We start from the raw sequence: 14,598 nt of genomic DNA on the forward strand, positions 1-14,598 counted from the left end.
TCACTCGACAAGGAGACAGCAGCAATGAGCGAACAAGACCGCCGCACCGTCGTCAGCGGCCCGCACAAGATGACCCCGTCGGAAGCCTTCGTGGAAACCATGGTGGCCAACGGCGTGACCGACATGTTCGGGATCATGGGCTCGGCCTTCATGGACGCGATGGACATCTTCGCGCCGGCCGGCATCCGCCTGATCCCGGTGGTGCATGAGCAGGGTGCGGGCCACATGGCCGACGGCTACTCGCGCGTGTCGGGTCGCCACGGTGTCGTGATCGGCCAGAACGGTCCCGGCATCTCCAACTGCGTGACCTCCATCGCGGCGGCGTACTGGGCGCACAGCCCGGTCGTGATCGTGACCCCCGAGACCGGCACCATGACCATGGGCCTGGGCGGCTTCCAGGAATGCAAGCAGCTGCCGATGTTCCAGGAATTCACCAAGTACCAGGGCCACGTCACCAACCCCGCGCGCATGGCCGAGTTCACCGGCCGCTGCTTCGACCGCGCGATGAGCGAGATGGGCCCGACCCAGCTCAACATCCCGCGCGACTACTTCTACGGCGAGATCACCTGCGAGATCCCCAAGCCCAGCCGTCTCGATCGCGGCCCCGGCGGCGAGCAGAGCCTGAACGAAGCGGCCGAGCTGCTCGCCACTGCCAAGTTCCCGGTGATCATCTCGGGCGGCGGCGTGGTGATGGCCGATGCGGTCGAGGAGTGCAAGGCGCTCGCCGAGCGCCTGGGTGCGCCGGTCGTGAATAGTTACCTGCACAACGATTCCTTCCCGGCGAGCCACCCGCTGTGGTGCGGCCCGCTCGGCTACCAGGGCTCCAAGGCGGCGATGAAGCTGATCAGCCAGGCCGACGTGGTCGTCGCGCTCGGTTCGCGCCTCGGCCCCTTCGGCACGCTGCCGCAGCACGGCATGGACTACTGGCCGAAGAATGCCAAGATCATCCAGATCGACGCCGACAACAAGATGCTGGGCCTGGTGAAGAAGATCTCGGTGGGCATCTGCGGCGACGCCAAGGCCGCCGCGAAGGCGCTGGTGTGGCGCTTGACCGGCCGCACGCTCGAATGCGATGCAACCCGCGAGCAGCGCTTCGCCAAGGTGCAGGAAGAGAAGGCCGCGTGGGAGCGCGAACTCGACGAGTGGACGCACGAGCGCGACCCCTTCAGCCTCGACATGATCGAGGAGAACGCCAAGGAGAAGACCTTCAACGGCGGCGACTACCTGCATCCGCGCCAGGTGCTGCGCGAACTGGAAAAGGCGATGCCGCCGGACGTGATGGTGTCCACCGACATCGGCAACATCAACTCGGTCGCCAACAGCTACCTGCGCTTCGAGAAGCCGCGCAGCTTCTTCGCCGCGATGAGCTTCGGCAACTGCGGTTACGCCTTCCCGACCATCATCGGCGCGAAGGTCGCCGCGCCGCATCGCCCGGCAGTGTCCTACGCCGGTGACGGCGCCTGGGGCATGAGCCTGATGGAGACGATGACCTGCGTGCGCCATAACATCCCGGTGACCGCGGTGGTGTTCCATAACCGCCAGTGGGGCGCGGAGAAGAAGAACCAGGTGGACTTCTACAACCGCCGCTTCGTCGCCGGCGAACTCGACAACCAGAGTTTCGCGGAAATCGCGCGGGCGATGGGCGCCGAGGGCATCACCGTGGATCGGCTGGAGGACGTGGGCCCGGCGCTGAAGAAGGCCATCGACCTGCAGATGAACCACGGCAAGACCTGCATCATCGAGATCATGTGCACGCGCGAACTGGGCGACCCGTTCCGCCGCGACGCGCTCTCGAAGCCGGTGCGTCACCTCGACAAGTACAAGGACTACGTCTGATCCGTAGCGCCTGAAGAAGGCGGGGCGGCCCACAAGGCCGTTCCGCCACCGCCCGACATCCCCACCGGACCCCGATCCAATGACCACTCAAACGACAATTGCGCCGCCCGCGATGTTCAGCGAGGTGCGTGTGCTGATGCCGGGCTTCATGCTGTGCGCCGTGATTGCCGTCGCGGCGACCTTCGTGTCCGAGCATTACGGCGGACCGCAGTTTCTCTACGCGCTGCTGCTGGGCATCGCGTTCCACTTCCTTTCCGACAGCGAGAAGTGCATCCCCGGCATCGAGGTTTCCGCGAAGAAGCTCGTGCGCTTCGGCGTCGCGCTGCTCGGTGCGCGCATCGTCGCCAGCGACGTGAGCGACCTGGGGCTGATCGGCGTCGGTGCCCTCGTCGGCGCGGTGGTGCTGACCATCGGCTTCGGCCTGTTGCTCGCCCGCATCCTCGGCCTGCCGCCGCTGCTGGGCCTGCTCTCGGGCGGCGGCACGGGCATCTGCGGCATCTCCGCGACGCTCGCGATCTCCTCGACGCTGCCCGCGACACGCGAGACCGAGCGCTACACGTTGCTCACCGCGATCGGCGTGGCGATCTTCTCGACCGTGGCGATGGTGCTCTATCCGCTGGTCGTGAAGGCCGCCGGGTTGTCGGTGAGCGAGGCGGGGCTCTTCCTCGGTGGCTCGATCCACGACGTCGCGCAGGTGGTCGGCGCCGGGCTGATCATCTCGCCCGAGGTCGGCGACGCAGCGACGCTCGCGAAGATGTTCCGTGTCGCGATGCTGATGCCGGTGGTCGTCGTGCTCGCGTTGGTGTTCCACGCCGAGCGCAAGAAGGAAAACGGCGGCAGCGCGAAGAAGACGCCGATCCTGCCGCTTTTCCTCGTCGCCTTCGCAGCGCTGGCGGCGCTCAACAGCCTGGGCCTGCTCTCGCACGAGCTGGTCGAGGCGAGCTCCACGCTCTCGCGCTGGTGCCTGGTGATCTCGATCGCCGCGCTGGGCGTGAAGACCTCGCTGGAGAAACTCGCCGAACTGGGGTGGAAGCCGATCGTGCTGCTGTCGGGCGAGGCCTTGTTCGTGGCTGCTTACATGCTGGCGGTGGTCTTCGCCGCCCGCCTGATCGCGACGTAATGACGGAGGGCGGACCATGGTCAGCGTGAAGATAGAACTGAACGGAGCGGCGCACATGCTGCGCGCCGGCCGCAGCCTGCACGACCTCATCGCCAGCCTGGACCTGCTGGGCAAGCGTGTCGCGGTCGCCGTCAATCGCGAGGTGATCCCGTCGCCGCGCTGGGCGGGCCGGGTGCTGCAACCGGATGATCGCGTCGAGGTCGTCGTCGCGATCGGCGGCGGCTAGTAAACAAGTAGAGGAGGAACGAACGGAATGAAGCTGAACGACACCCCGGACGAGATCCGGCCGGCCGTGACCGACGTGGGCCTCACGATCGCCGGCAAGACCTACGCGTCGCGCCTGCTGGTGGGCACCGGCAAGTATCGCGACTTCGACGAAACGCGGGCCGCGGTCGACGCGAGCGGCACCGACATCGTCACCGTGACGATCCGCCGCGTGAACATCGGCCAGCACGCCCACGAGCCGAATCTGCTCGACGCCGTGCCGCCCGACCGCTTCACGATCCTGCCCAACACGGGCGGCTGTTTTAACGCCAAGGACGCGGTCTACACGCTGCAGCTCGCACGCGAACTGCTCGATGGCCATCCGTTGTGCAAACTCGAGGTGCTCGGCGACGAGAAGACGCTGTTCCCGAACATGCCCGAGACGCTGAAGGCGGCCGAGGCGTTGGTGAAGGACGGCTTCGAGGTGATGGTGTATTGCAGCGACGACCCCATCCAGGCGCGCATCCTCGAAGACATCGGCTGCGTCGCGGTGATGCCTCTGGCGAGCCTGATCGGCTCGGGCATGGGCATCCTCAACCCGTGGAACCTGTCGCTGATCATCGAGCAGGCTCGGGTGCCGGTGATCGTCGATGCCGGCGTGGGCACCGCCTCCGACGCGGCAATCGCGATGGAACTCGGTTGCGACGGGGTGCTGATGAACACCGCGATCGCCCATGCGCGCGAGCCGGTGCGCATGGCGCGGGCGATGCGCCTGGCGGTGCAGGCCGGACGCGAGGCCTTTCTCGCGGGGCGCATGCCGCGCCGCTTCGCGGCTTCGCCGTCGTCGCCGATGGCGGGGCGGATCGCGTGAGTATTGCGCGCTGCGGAGTGAAATTTCAGAAAGTTTGTAGTTGTGTACCGATAATCGAAATTTCTCTTGACAGCGTAGCGGCGTAGTCCTAATGTAAATCAAGTTTCAAAAAACGGTACAAGACGTTTCATATTAGGCAAAAATAGTTTTCCGGAGATTTACTTTCATGACCAGCCTGACCGCCACCCCGACCCGCAGCGAAGTCACTGCCGAGACGCTGAAGGCCTTCGCCGATGCCTGGAACAGGCACGACATCGAGGCACTGATGAGCTTCATGGCCGAGGACTGCGTATTCCACGCGGTGGCCGGCCCGGATCTGTTCGGCAAGAGCTTCGTCGGTCGTGACGCGGTACGCGCCGGCTTCCAACTCGCCTGGCAGACCTTCCCCGACGCCGCCTGGCTCGACGGTGAGCACTTCGTGTGCGGCGACCGTGGCGTATCGGAGTCCACCTTCAGCGGCACCAAGGTCGACGGCACGCGCATCGAGGCGCGCATGGTCGACGTATTCACCTTCCGCGACGGCAAGATCGCGGTCAAGAACGCCTACCGCAAGGATCGCCCGCCGGTCGCCAAGGCGGGCAACTGAGCATCCCCGGACACATCAGGAGTCGGGACATGGAAGCCATTGCAGAAAAGCGCACCGTAAGCAGCGAGCGCGCCACCGCGCCGGTGCAGCCCTACGATCCGGCCTACGATCCGCTGGTATCGGCGACGCCGGGGCAGGGCCGCGATTACGCGCCGACCTACTGGATCGGCACCGCCGGCGAACCGCCCGCGGATGACGGTCCGGTACGCCAGGACATGGACGTCGATGTGGTGATCATCGGCGCCGGTTTCACCGGCCTCACGGCCGCCATCGCGCTCGCCGAGAAGCACGGCATCAAGGCGACAGTGCTGGAGGCCAATCGCACGGCCTGGGGCTGCAGCACGCGCAACGGCGGCCAGGCGCAGTGCGCCTCCGGGCGGCTGAAGCGCTCGCAGTGGATCGAGCGCTACGGCCTCGACACCGCCCTGCGCATGCACGAGGAAGTGTGCGACGGGATGGAGTACTTCAAGGAGATGATCAAGGACATCGACTGCGACCCGCAGCCGGGCGGCCATCTCTACATCGCGCACAAGCCGCGCGTGATGCCGGTGCTGGAGAAGGAAGCGAAAGTCCTGCGCGAGGTCTTCAAGTACGACGCGCGCATCCTCGACGCCGGCACCGTGAAGCGCGAGTACGTGGATGACAAGGAAGCCGCGGGCGCGATGCACGAGCCCGAGGGCATCGGCATCCACGCCGGCAAGCTCGCCTTCGGCTACCTCAAGAAGGCGCGCGCTCTGGGCGTGAAGGTGCACCCGGCGAGCCCGGTGACGGGTTGGGAAACGAAGAACGGCGTGCATCACCTGAAGACGCCCGGCGGCATCGTGCGCGCCCGCGCGGTCGGCATCGCCACCGGCGGCTACACTTCGAACCACCTGCACCGCGAGCTGAAGAACCGCATCCTGCCGATCCTGTCGAACTCCATCGTCACGCGCCCGCTCACGCAGGCCGAGATCGACGCGTGCAACTTCCGCACGACCCAGGTCATCACCGACACGCGCATCCTGCGCCACTACTATCGCCTGCTGCCCGACGGCCGCGTGCAGATCGGCAGCCGCAGCGCGATCACCGGCAACGACGCGCCGCAGGATAAGTACAAGCAGTTCCTGATCCGCGACCTGCACCGCAAGTTCCCGGCGCTCGAGGGCATCCAGATCGACTACTCGTGGTGGGGCTGGGTGGACGTGGCGCACGACATGATGCCGCGCATCTATCAGCCGAATCCGAAGGAAACGGTCTATTACGCACTCGGCTACGGCGGCAATGGCGTCATGTACTCCGCGCAGGCCGGCCGTCGCCTCGCCGAGAACATCGCCGGCATCCGCACGCCCGAGCTGCCGATCTTCCGCTCCAGGCTGCCCTTCCCGAACGTGCGCGAGATGGTCGAGGCGGAAATGTTCGCCCCCTTCCGCCGCTTCGGCCAGTGGTGGCTGTACCGCTGGTACCACTTCAAGGACGAAGTCCTGTAACGGGCCGCTGCAGGAAGCAGCACCTTGATACCCCCAGGCAGCAAGATCTGCCAAACCATAAAGAGATCGAGGAGACAGAAATGAAATTCAGCAAGAACGTACTGATGCCGCTCGTCACCGCCGCCAGCCTGCTGGTGGCCGCGCCTGCTGCGCTCGCCGAGACCTTCAAGATGGCCGTCGGCGATGCCGCGGGCGGCACGCAGTGGGAACTCGGGACGACTTTCGCCAAGCTGTTCCAGCAGAAGACCGGCGGCAAGCACAAGGTGGACCTGTTCCCCAACGGGCAACTCGGCAGCGAGGAAGACACGATCAACAACGCCGCGATGGGAACGCTGGATTTCTCGATCCTCGCGGTGAACAACATCACACCGTTTTCGCCAACGGTCGGTCTGCTGACGATGCCCTACCTGATCCAGAGCGCCGATGAAGCGAAAAAACTGACCCAGGGTGAAATCGGCAAGGAGCTGACCGACAACACCGTGCGCGACGCCGGCGTACGCATCGTCGGCTGGGCCTACTCGGGCTTCCGCGTGCTCACCAACTCCAAGCGCCCGGTCAAGACGCTGGAAGACCTCAAGGGGCTGGTGATCCGCGTACCGAAGAACGAAATCATGATCTCTTCGTATCAGGCGTGGGGCATCAACCCGACCCCGATGTCGTGGTCGGAAACCTTCACCGGCCTGCAGCAGCGCGTCGTCGACGGCCAGGACAACCCCTACATCACCGTCTCGGCGATGAAGTTCTACGAGGTGCAGAAGTACATCACCAACATCCGCTACATCTTCTCGCTGGAGCCGCTGGTGGTGAGCGAGCAGGTCTTCAAGTCGCAGAAGCCCGAGGTGCAGAAGGCGATCCTCGAAGCCGGCCAGGAGGCCACCGAGCACAGCTTCAAGTACCTGCTCGACACCGAGGACAAGATCAAGAAGGACCTCGCCGCGCGCGGCATGCAGATCACCGATCCGGCCAACGGCGAGAAGGAGTGGATCGCCAAGGCGACCACCGCGGTGTGGCCGAAGTTCTACAAGAGCATCGGCGGCAAGGAAAAGCTCGACCGCGCACAGAAGGTGCTCGGCCGCTGAACCTCGGCCGGAGGCGGTGTCCGGCGGCAAGGCATGCGGCGCGCGAGCCACGGCTCGTGCCGCATGCGGCCCCCGGAGCCGCCACGAACGCAGATCTCGCGCACAACAAGCCGCCACGATTCCGGACGACTCCAGCCGGTGGCAGGGGCCGTCCCCGTGTGATCGGGCGCACCGGATTTCCTGGAGTTTGTCATGGCCGCAGGGCGCATCTTCCTCAAATTCATCAGCAACATCGAAGAGTATCTGTGCGAGGCGCTGCTCGCGTTCTTCGTCGTGCTGCTCTTCGTCCAGATCCTGCTGCGTCAGTTCTTTCAGTACTCGCTGCCCTGGGGTGAAGAACTCGCAACTTATCTCTTCGTCTGGTTTGCCTACCTCGGCGCCTGCGTGGCGGCCAAGATGTCGGCGCACAACCGCGTGGCCTTCCACTTCAAGTTCTTCCCGCCCATCGTCAAGAAGGTCAGCGAGGCGTTCGCCGACCTGCTGTGGGTCGGTTTCAACCTCTATTTCGCCTTCCTCAGCTACGACTTCGTCTTCAACCGCATGAACCTGTTCTGGAAGTCGCAGACCATCGGGCTGCCGATGAAGTACTTCTACATGATCCTGCCGATCGCCTTCGTGCTGATGTCGATCCGCATCCTGTGGAACAACTACCTGTCGCTGTTCAAGGGCGTGGAGATCCTCGATCCGGAAGCCGAGGAGCTCGAGAACCTGAAGCGTGCCGCCGCCGCGGCGAATGCCTGAGACGGATCCTCCGCGGAGAAAAGACAATGGAAGCATATGTGGTAGAAATCCTGTTCGGCGGCTTCTTCGCCCTGCTGTTGCTGGGCGCGCCGATCACGGTGTCGCTGGCCGGCGCGGCGATGGTCGCCTTCCTGGTGCTGGGGAAGAATCCCATCGCCTTCGTGCAGATCGCCTTCACCTCGGTGGGCAGCTTCCCGCTGATGGCCCTGCCGGCCTTCGTACTTGCCGGCGCGCTGATGGAGGCCGCCGGCATCTCGAAGCGGCTCGTGGACATCGCCGAAACCCTGGCCGGCCCGATCACCGGCGGCCTCGGCGCGGCCACGGTGCTCGCGTGCCTGTTCTTCGGCGCGATCTCCGGCTCGGGTCCGGCCACGACCGCCGCCGTCGGCATGCTGATGATCCCGGCGATGGTCAACCGCAAGTACGAGCGCAGCTACGCCTCGGCGGTCACTGCCGCCTCGGGCGGTCTGGGCATCATCATCCCGCCGTCGATCCCGATGGTGATCTTCGGCATCTCGGCGCTGGGCATGGCGCCGCCGTCCGATGCCGTCGAGAAATACGGCGAGTTCGCGTCGCTGTCGATCCCCAAGCTGTTCGTCGCCGGCGTCGTCCCGGGCTTCATCATGGCCGCCGCACTGCTGATCACGAACTACATGATTTCCAACAAGCGCGGCTATCGCGGGCTGACGGAGAAATGGTCGTACGGCGAGATCGGCCAAGCGCTGCGCCGGGGCACGTGGTCCGTGCTGGCGCCGGTGATCATCCTCGGCGGCATCTACACCGGCCTGTTCACGCCGACCGAGTCGGCCATCGTCGCGATCTTCTACACGCTGTTCGTCGGTCTCGTGCTGCACCGCGAGCTCAAGTTCGCCGCGATCCTGAACTCGCTCAAGACCACGACGTGGATCACCGGCCGGGTGCTGCTGATCCTGTTCGCGGCGGTGGTGTTCGGGCGCCTGCTGGTTGAACAACGCATCCCGGCGACGATCGCGGAATCCCTGCTGAACCTCACCGACAACATCTACCTGATCTGGTCACTGATCATCGTGTTCCTGCTTTTCGTCGGCATGTTCATGGAAACGCTCGCCGCGATCATGATCCTGGTGCCGGTGCTGTTGCCGGTGATGTACATGATGGGCGCGGACCCCACCCACGTCGGCATCGTCGTGATCTGCACGCTGTCGGTCGGCTTCCAGACGCCGCCGCTGGGCGAGAACCTCTTCGTCGCATCCGGCATCGGCGGTTCCACGGTCGAGCAGATCGTCGCGCGCATCCACCCCTTCGTGCTCGCCTCGACGGCCGCGATCTTCCTGATCGCCTTCGTGCCGCAACTCTCGCTGTGGTTGCCGCAGATGCTCGGCTACTGAGCGACTCCCGCCCCGCAAAGCAAGCGTGCATCGTGCACGCTTGCTTTGCGGGGAGAAAACAACAACCGAAACAGCATTCTCAAGAGGTTCGACGATGTCTGCTCCAGTTCGCGCACTCGTTCTCACGCTGGGCCTCGCCCTGGTTACGGGCTTACTGACGTCACCCGCCCATGCGGCCGACGCCGAATCGATCCGCCTGTTCGACAGCGAACTCGGCAAGCGCGCCACCGCGCTGCTGGAGCGCGCGGTCAAGCACATCGAGCAAACGGGGGAAAAAGGTGCGGCCGACTTCAGTCGCCAGGCGGCTTTCGTCGATCGCGACCTCTACGCCTACGCGGTGCGCATGGACGGCCGCTTCCTTGCGAGCGGAGGATCGTCGGCCGCGCTGATCGGCGACAACGTGCTCGACTACACCGACGTCGAAGGCAAGGCGTTCTTCCGCGAGATGATCGAACTGGCGAAAGCCAAAGGGGGCGGACAGGTCGAGTACCGCTGGTTCAACCCCGCCGACAGCCGCGGCGAGCCGAAGGTGACGATGTTCCGCAAGGTCGGCGAGATCGTCGTCGCCGTCGGTTTCTATCCGCCCCGTGCCACCCCGGTCCAGGCCCGGGCCCTGCTCAAGGACGCGGTCAAGGCGATGAAGGCGGATGTGAAGGGCGCGCTGGCCCAGTTCCAGCGGCTCGACGGACGCTTCGTTCACGATGACCTGTACGTCTTCGTCATCGACATGGCGGACGGTCGGTTTCTTGCGCATGGTGCGACGCCGACCCTTGTCGGCAGCAACGGTTTCGAGGTGCGCGACCCGAACGGCAAGCCGATCGTCACCGAGATGGTCAGGCTCGCGGCGAAGAAGGGTGAGGGCGAGCTCGACTATAGCTGGCTGAACCCGATGACCGGCAAGGTCGAAAGGAAGCACTCCTACTTCCGCGCCGTGGATGGAAAACTGGTCGGCGTCGGCTACTTCCAGCGCTGAGGATGACCTGATGCAGCTCGCGCCGGATTGGTGACGCGGCTGACGGCCGCCCCTTGTCGGCTGACTGCTAACCCGTGATCTCGCGCGCGTGCTGGCGCAAGGCATTACGGGCAACCGTCCGCACCGCGGACGTCAGTGCGTGCAGCGCCTGCGAGCCCAGTCGCCAGCGGTGCCAGTGGAGCGGCACGTCCAGATACCGGCCGGGTGCGATCTCGACCAGGTCGCCCGCCGCGATGGCCGGCAGCGCGAAATGCTCGGGGACCATGCCCCAACCCAGCCCGCGTTGCGCCAGCGCGACGAAGCCATGTACCGACGGCACCATGTGGGTCGGCGGCTGCAGGGCGTCGGTCGTGAAGAGTGCGATGAACTGTTGCTGCAGCGCGTCCTTCAGGTTGAAGCGCAGCATCGGCGCGCTGCCGAGGGCGGCGGCATTCATACCGGCCGGGAAATGGCAGGCGACGTAGGCCGGCGAGCTCACCGCGAGGTAGCGCATCACGCCGAGGGGCTCGACGGTGCAGCCCTGGATCGCCGCCGGGCTCGCGCTTACGGCCGCCATCACCGTGCCCTCGCGCAGCAGCGCGGCGGAATGGTCCTGGTCCTCGACGCGCAGGTCGACGCTGATCGCCGGCTCGGCCGGCATCGCGTCGAAGACCGCTAAAAACCAGCTTTCGAGCGAGTCGGCATTGACCGCGATGGGCATCCGCAGGGGCGCCTGCAGCGTGGTGTCCGCGCCGCCCAGCGTGCCGAGCATTTCCGCCTCGAGCAGCGCCAGTTCTTCCGTGTAGCGCACCAGCGTCTTGCCGGCATCGGTCGCCTGGCAGGGGGTGGCGCGGCGGATCAGCACCTGGCCGAGGCGCTCTTCCAGCAGCTTGATGCGCTGGCTCACGGCCGACGGCGTGACGTGCAGCTTGCGCGCCGCCGCCTCGAACGAGCCTTCGCGGACCACCATCGCGAAGGCCGCGAGCTGGGCGTTGTCGATCTTCATGATTCAGAAAAATTAACGGTAACTAAAAAAGTTTAGTTTTTCTGATCGAAAGTTGCTCGCTAAAGTGGCCTCGACAACCTTCACCGAGCCTGTTCATGGACACCCGATTCCTGGCCGGATTCCTCGCCAGCATGGCCCTGATCGTCGCGATCGGCGCACAGAACTCCTTCGTGCTGCGGCAGGGCATCCGGCGCGAGCACCTGCTGCCCGTCGCGCTGATCTGCGCGCTGTCCGATGCGCTGCTGATCGGTGCCGGGATTGCCGGCCTGGGCGCCCTGATCCAGTCGAGCCCGGACCTGCTGGCCATTGCGCGCTACGGTGGTGCGGCCTTCCTCGTCATGTACGGCGGGTTCGCCGCCCGGCGCGCCTGGCAGGGCGAGCGCATGCATGTCGAGGCGGGCGCGCCGGTGCCGCTCGCAACGGCCGTGGCCACCTGCCTCGGCTTCACCTTCCTGAACCCCCACGTGTACCTCGACACGGTGGTCCTGCTCGGCGGCCTTGCGAACCAGCACGGCGAGCACGGGCGCTGGGTTTTCGGCGCCGGCTCGGCCGCGGCCAGCCTGCTGTGGTTCTTCACGCTGGCCTACGGGGCGCGCGTGCTGGCGCCGCTCTTCGCGCGCGCGATCGCGTGGCGCGTGCTCGATGCGCTGATGGCGCTCGTGATGTTCGCGCTGGCGGCGAGCCTGCTGCAGGGGGAGGGCGTCGCGGCCATGATCCCGATGGGCGGGTAAGGCAGGGACGTTCCGCCCCCGCGGCGCTCATTTTTCGGCGAAGCAGTAGAACAACCCGTCGCCGCCCGTGCTTTGCAGCGCTTTCTGGCTGCAGCCGCCGCGCGACGGGTGTGCCGAGTTCCACGATGTCGCCCATGCGTCTCCGGTCGGTCCGGCGCGGTCGTGGTGGCCGGTCATTGCCATGCCCTCGTCGCCGCCTTTCGTCCAGTTGCCGCAGGTCATGTCGTTGAACGGCGGGCTGGGCGGGAAGGCCGTGCCGTCGGGCCGCGAGCCGGTGAGGATGTCGTGGCGGTTGGGCTTCTCGGTGCGGCCATTCACCATCTGCCCCTTCTCGTCCACCAGGGTGGCCTTGGTCAGGTTGGAATGCGGCGAATGCAATTCATCGACATTGCGCGCGATCAGCGCACCCTTGGCATTGAACCAGGGGCCGGTGCCGATGCGGTCGCGCGCATGTACGACATTGGTGTCGTTGAGCGCCGCGGCCTGGGTGCTGAGATAGGCGCGCCAGGTGCGTTTGCCGGCGCCAGCCGCTGCGGCGAGCGTCTGGCAATGCCGGTCGGCCCCTTCCAGTCCGCCCAGGTTCGCACCATTGCCGGGGCCCGCGCTCGTGACGAAGAACGTCATTTCGGTCGCCGTCACGGGCAGCGATGCGCCCCACAAGAGCAGGGTACCCGCCAGAATCCGCACCGTCTTTTTCGTGTTATGCATGAATTCCTCCTTCCTGGGGTTGGTGGAAACATTTAGATGGAATTGTTCGCGATCGGTTCGCGGGACAAACGCATGCAGTGCATATCGTCGTGCGGAGCCGTCACCAGCGCCGCAGCGGAAGTGCGCTACCCTTGCGTACTTACGTCCAAACTCGAAGAACCCGACCCATGACAGTCCACGGCAGGTGGAGCAGGCTCGCGGCGCTGGTCCGCGAAGAACTGCGCCAGCTCATGACGATCAAGCCGAGCGACCGGCCCTGGCAGATGCCGTTCGCCGCGGCACTGGCCACCGGCCTGCCGCTGATGGTGGGTGCCTGGTTCGACCGCATGGACTACGGCCTGATCTCCTCGCTGGGCGGCCTGGTGTTCCTCTACATGCCGGAAACGCCCCTGCATCACCGCATGGTCGCGCTGATGGCGAGTGCCTTCGCCATGACGGCCAGCTACGCGCTAGGGGTGATGAGCCACCTCGTGCCGCCGGTCATGATGCTGGTGCTGACCTTCACCGCGATCCTCGTGACGATGGTGTGCCGCTTCTACCGCGTCGGCCCGCCCGGCAGCCTGTTCTTCATCATGGCGGCCTCGATCGGCGCCTATTCGCCCGGCGACATCCTCGAAGTGCCGCTCAAGGTCGGGCTGTTCGCGATGGGCTGCCTGCTCGCGAGCCTGATCGCGTTCTTCTACAGCGTGTACATCCTGCGCCGGCGCGACCCCAAGCCCGTCGAGCCGCTGCCCCCACCGAGCTTCGATTTCGTCGTGTTCGATTCGGTCGTGATCGGCCTGAGCGTCGGCGTGTCCCTCGCGCTCGCCCAACTGCTGCAGCTCGAGCGCGCCTACTGGGTGCCGGTGAGCTGCCTCGCGGTGATGCAGGGCATGAACCTGCGCGCCGTGTGGGACAAGCAGGTGCATCGCCTCCTCGGCACCGCCATCGGCATGCTCGTGTCGTGGGCGCTGCTGAGCCTGCCGCTGGACAAGTGGTCGATCTCGGTGGTGATGATCGGGCTCGCCTTCATCGTCGAGACTGCGGTGGTGCGGCACTACGGCTTCGCCGCGATCTTCATCACGCCGCTGACCATCCTGCTGGCCGAGGCGGCGACCCTGGGACACGGCTCCGCCACCGAACTGATCCAGGCACGCTTCTTCGATACGTTGCTCGGTTGCCTGGTCGGCTTTGCGGGCGGCATCTGCCTGCACAGTCCGCGCTTCCGGAGTGTGCTGGGCGGGCAGATGCGGCGGGTGATTCCGGCGCGGCTGTTCGGCTAGGCTGCGCGAATGCGGGGCATCAGCCGGCGGGCGCGGGCTGCGGTGCGGCGACTCCCGTGTAGCAGATGAGGTTGTGGCAGACGGCCGGCGCGTCGCCGAGGTTGCGGTAGCCGTGCGGCCGGTCTGCGGCGAAGCGCACCGCGTCGCCTTCCTTCAGGGGGTGCCAGCGGCCTTCGATGAGCACCTCCAGCGTGCCGCGGATGACGATCACGTGCTCCACGACGCCGGCAAGGTGGGGCTCGGAATGCCGCTCGTAGCCGGGCGCAAGCGTCAGTTCGAGCAGCTCGAAACCCAGGTGCGCGTCGTAGGGGAAGAGCGGGGCGACCCACATCGGGTCGCTCGCCGGCCGGTCGCGCAACGCGGCGGCGGAGCGGAAGGCGGCTTCTTCGTGACGCACCGGCGCGTCGATGAAGGCCGACAGCGGGGTGTGGAAGCCGGAGGCGATGCGCCACAAGGTGGCCACGGTCGGGCTCGATTCGGCGCGTTCGATCTGGCCGAGCATGGCCTTGCTGACGCCGGTCTCGCCCGCGGCACGGTCGAGGCTCCAGCCGCGCTCGGCGCGCAAGCGCCGCAAGGTCGCGGCCAGATGCTCGGCCAGCGCGGGCGTGGCGCTGGGCGCCGGGGCGGAAGAGGGGGGGCCGTTCTTGGACATGTCGTTCGTGCTGGGCG

Annotated in this window: 15 protein-coding genes; 12 read left to right on the plus strand and 3 right to left on the minus strand. The window is 66.1% G+C overall.

Annotated features, from left to right (window positions below; translation table 11 throughout):
- Positions 1–24 precede the first annotated feature (24 nt).
- From xsc to GO615_RS06505, 10 genes are all read left to right on the plus strand, one after another.
- Positions 25–1,836, plus strand: coding sequence for a sulfoacetaldehyde acetyltransferase (gene xsc / locus GO615_RS06460; protein WP_169126219.1), 1,812 nt, complete (start codon positions 25–27; stop codon positions 1,834–1,836).
- 112 nt (positions 1,837–1,948) lie between these two features.
- On the plus strand, positions 1,949–2,956 hold the full coding sequence (locus tag GO615_RS06465) for a YeiH family protein (RefSeq protein ID WP_211166981.1): 1,008 nt from the start codon (positions 1,949–1,951) through the stop codon (positions 2,954–2,956).
- Positions 2,957–2,972: 16 nt separating this feature from the next.
- Positions 2,973–3,182 (plus strand): sulfur carrier protein ThiS, encoded by a 210-nt coding sequence (thiS, locus tag GO615_RS06470; protein ID WP_211166973.1) that lies wholly within the window; start codon positions 2,973–2,975, stop codon positions 3,180–3,182.
- A gap of 27 nt (positions 3,183–3,209) precedes the next feature.
- Entirely contained in the window at positions 3,210–4,031 is an 822-nt protein-coding gene (locus GO615_RS06475) for a thiazole synthase (protein ID WP_169126221.1), read from the plus strand.
- A 166-nt stretch (positions 4,032–4,197) separates the two neighbouring features.
- Entirely contained in the window at positions 4,198–4,617 is a 420-nt protein-coding gene (locus tag GO615_RS06480) for a nuclear transport factor 2 family protein (RefSeq protein WP_169126222.1), read from the plus strand.
- Positions 4,618–4,646: 29 nt separating this feature from the next.
- The gene (locus GO615_RS06485) at positions 4,647–6,083 is read left to right on the plus strand and encodes an NAD(P)/FAD-dependent oxidoreductase (RefSeq protein ID WP_169126223.1); all 1,437 of its coding nucleotides are present in this window, start codon (positions 4,647–4,649) and stop codon (positions 6,081–6,083) included.
- Between the two features lie 80 nt (positions 6,084–6,163).
- Positions 6,164–7,162 (plus strand): TRAP transporter substrate-binding protein, encoded by a 999-nt coding sequence (locus tag GO615_RS06490; RefSeq protein ID WP_169126224.1) that lies wholly within the window; start codon positions 6,164–6,166, stop codon positions 7,160–7,162.
- Positions 7,163–7,354: 192 nt separating this feature from the next.
- On the plus strand, positions 7,355–7,903 hold the full coding sequence (locus GO615_RS06495; RefSeq protein ID WP_169126225.1) for a TRAP transporter small permease: 549 nt from the start codon (positions 7,355–7,357) through the stop codon (positions 7,901–7,903).
- Positions 7,904–7,929: 26 nt separating this feature from the next.
- Positions 7,930–9,270 carry a TRAP transporter large permease gene (locus tag GO615_RS06500; protein WP_169126226.1) on the plus strand — a complete coding sequence of 447 codons (1,341 nt, stop codon included), beginning with the start codon at positions 7,930–7,932 and terminating at the stop codon, positions 9,268–9,270.
- Positions 9,271–9,364: 94 nt separating this feature from the next.
- Entirely contained in the window at positions 9,365–10,243 is an 879-nt protein-coding gene (locus tag GO615_RS06505; protein WP_169126227.1) for a cache domain-containing protein, read from the plus strand.
- A gap of 67 nt (positions 10,244–10,310) precedes the next feature.
- Here the strand turns inward: GO615_RS06505 and GO615_RS06510 are convergent, their stop codons facing one another.
- Positions 10,311–11,228, minus strand: a complete 918-nt coding sequence (locus tag GO615_RS06510) for a LysR family transcriptional regulator ArgP (RefSeq protein ID WP_169126228.1) — start codon at positions 11,226–11,228, stop codon at positions 10,311–10,313.
- A 95-nt stretch (positions 11,229–11,323) separates the two neighbouring features.
- On the opposite strand from GO615_RS06510, the gene GO615_RS06515 reads away from it, so the two are divergent.
- Positions 11,324–11,959 (plus strand): LysE/ArgO family amino acid transporter, encoded by a 636-nt coding sequence (locus GO615_RS06515; RefSeq protein WP_169126229.1) that lies wholly within the window; start codon positions 11,324–11,326, stop codon positions 11,957–11,959.
- A 27-nt stretch (positions 11,960–11,986) separates the two neighbouring features.
- Here GO615_RS06515 and GO615_RS06520 read toward each other — a convergent pair whose 3' ends face one another.
- Positions 11,987–12,667 carry a hypothetical protein gene (locus GO615_RS06520; protein WP_169126230.1) on the minus strand — a complete coding sequence of 227 codons (681 nt, stop codon included), beginning with the start codon at positions 12,665–12,667 and terminating at the stop codon, positions 11,987–11,989.
- A gap of 167 nt (positions 12,668–12,834) precedes the next feature.
- Between GO615_RS06520 and GO615_RS06525 the strand changes: the two genes are divergently transcribed.
- Positions 12,835–13,929 carry an FUSC family protein gene (locus GO615_RS06525; RefSeq protein WP_169126231.1) on the plus strand — a complete coding sequence of 365 codons (1,095 nt, stop codon included), beginning with the start codon at positions 12,835–12,837 and terminating at the stop codon, positions 13,927–13,929.
- A 19-nt stretch (positions 13,930–13,948) separates the two neighbouring features.
- Here the strand turns inward: GO615_RS06525 and GO615_RS06530 are convergent, their stop codons facing one another.
- Positions 13,949–14,581, minus strand: coding sequence for a helix-turn-helix domain-containing protein (locus tag GO615_RS06530; protein ID WP_169126232.1), 633 nt, complete (start codon positions 14,579–14,581; stop codon positions 13,949–13,951).
- Between the last annotated feature and the right edge of the window lie 17 nt (positions 14,582–14,598).

The sequence above is a fragment of the Aromatoleum evansii genome, from assembly GCF_012910805.1.
GTDB classification, from domain to species: Bacteria; Pseudomonadota; Gammaproteobacteria; order Burkholderiales; family Rhodocyclaceae; genus Aromatoleum; species Aromatoleum evansii.

Bases quoted from the DNA above. Each gene is read 5' to 3' on its own strand.
- GO615_RS06515 (WP_169126229.1), top strand. From the start codon at position 11,324: ATGGACACCCGATTCCTGGCCGGATTCCTCGCCAGCATGGCCCTGATC.
- GO615_RS06490 (WP_169126224.1), top strand. From the start codon at position 6,164: ATGAAATTCAGCAAGAACGTACTGATGCCGCTCGTCACCGCCGCCAGC.
- GO615_RS06485 (WP_169126223.1), top strand. From the start codon at position 4,647: ATGGAAGCCATTGCAGAAAAGCGCACCGTAAGCAGCGAGCGCGCCACC.
- GO615_RS06525 (WP_169126231.1), top strand. From the start codon at position 12,835: ATGACAGTCCACGGCAGGTGGAGCAGGCTCGCGGCGCTGGTCCGCGAA.
- GO615_RS06520 (WP_169126230.1), bottom strand. From the start codon at position 12,667: ATGCATAACACGAAAAAGACGGTGCGGATTCTGGCGGGTACCCTGCTC.
- GO615_RS06500 (WP_169126226.1), top strand. From the start codon at position 7,930: ATGGAAGCATATGTGGTAGAAATCCTGTTCGGCGGCTTCTTCGCCCTG.
- GO615_RS06505 (WP_169126227.1), top strand. From the start codon at position 9,365: ATGTCTGCTCCAGTTCGCGCACTCGTTCTCACGCTGGGCCTCGCCCTG.
- GO615_RS06480 (WP_169126222.1), top strand. From the start codon at position 4,198: ATGACCAGCCTGACCGCCACCCCGACCCGCAGCGAAGTCACTGCCGAG.
- GO615_RS06530 (WP_169126232.1), bottom strand. From the start codon at position 14,581: ATGTCCAAGAACGGCCCCCCCTCTTCCGCCCCGGCGCCCAGCGCCACG.
- thiS (WP_211166973.1), top strand. From the start codon at position 2,973: ATGGTCAGCGTGAAGATAGAACTGAACGGAGCGGCGCACATGCTGCGC.
- GO615_RS06465 (WP_211166981.1), top strand. From the start codon at position 1,949: ATGTTCAGCGAGGTGCGTGTGCTGATGCCGGGCTTCATGCTGTGCGCC.
- GO615_RS06495 (WP_169126225.1), top strand. From the start codon at position 7,355: ATGGCCGCAGGGCGCATCTTCCTCAAATTCATCAGCAACATCGAAGAG.
- GO615_RS06475 (WP_169126221.1), top strand. From the start codon at position 3,210: ATGAAGCTGAACGACACCCCGGACGAGATCCGGCCGGCCGTGACCGAC.
- GO615_RS06510 (WP_169126228.1), bottom strand. From the start codon at position 11,228: ATGAAGATCGACAACGCCCAGCTCGCGGCCTTCGCGATGGTGGTCCGC.
- xsc (WP_169126219.1), top strand. From the start codon at position 25: ATGAGCGAACAAGACCGCCGCACCGTCGTCAGCGGCCCGCACAAGATG.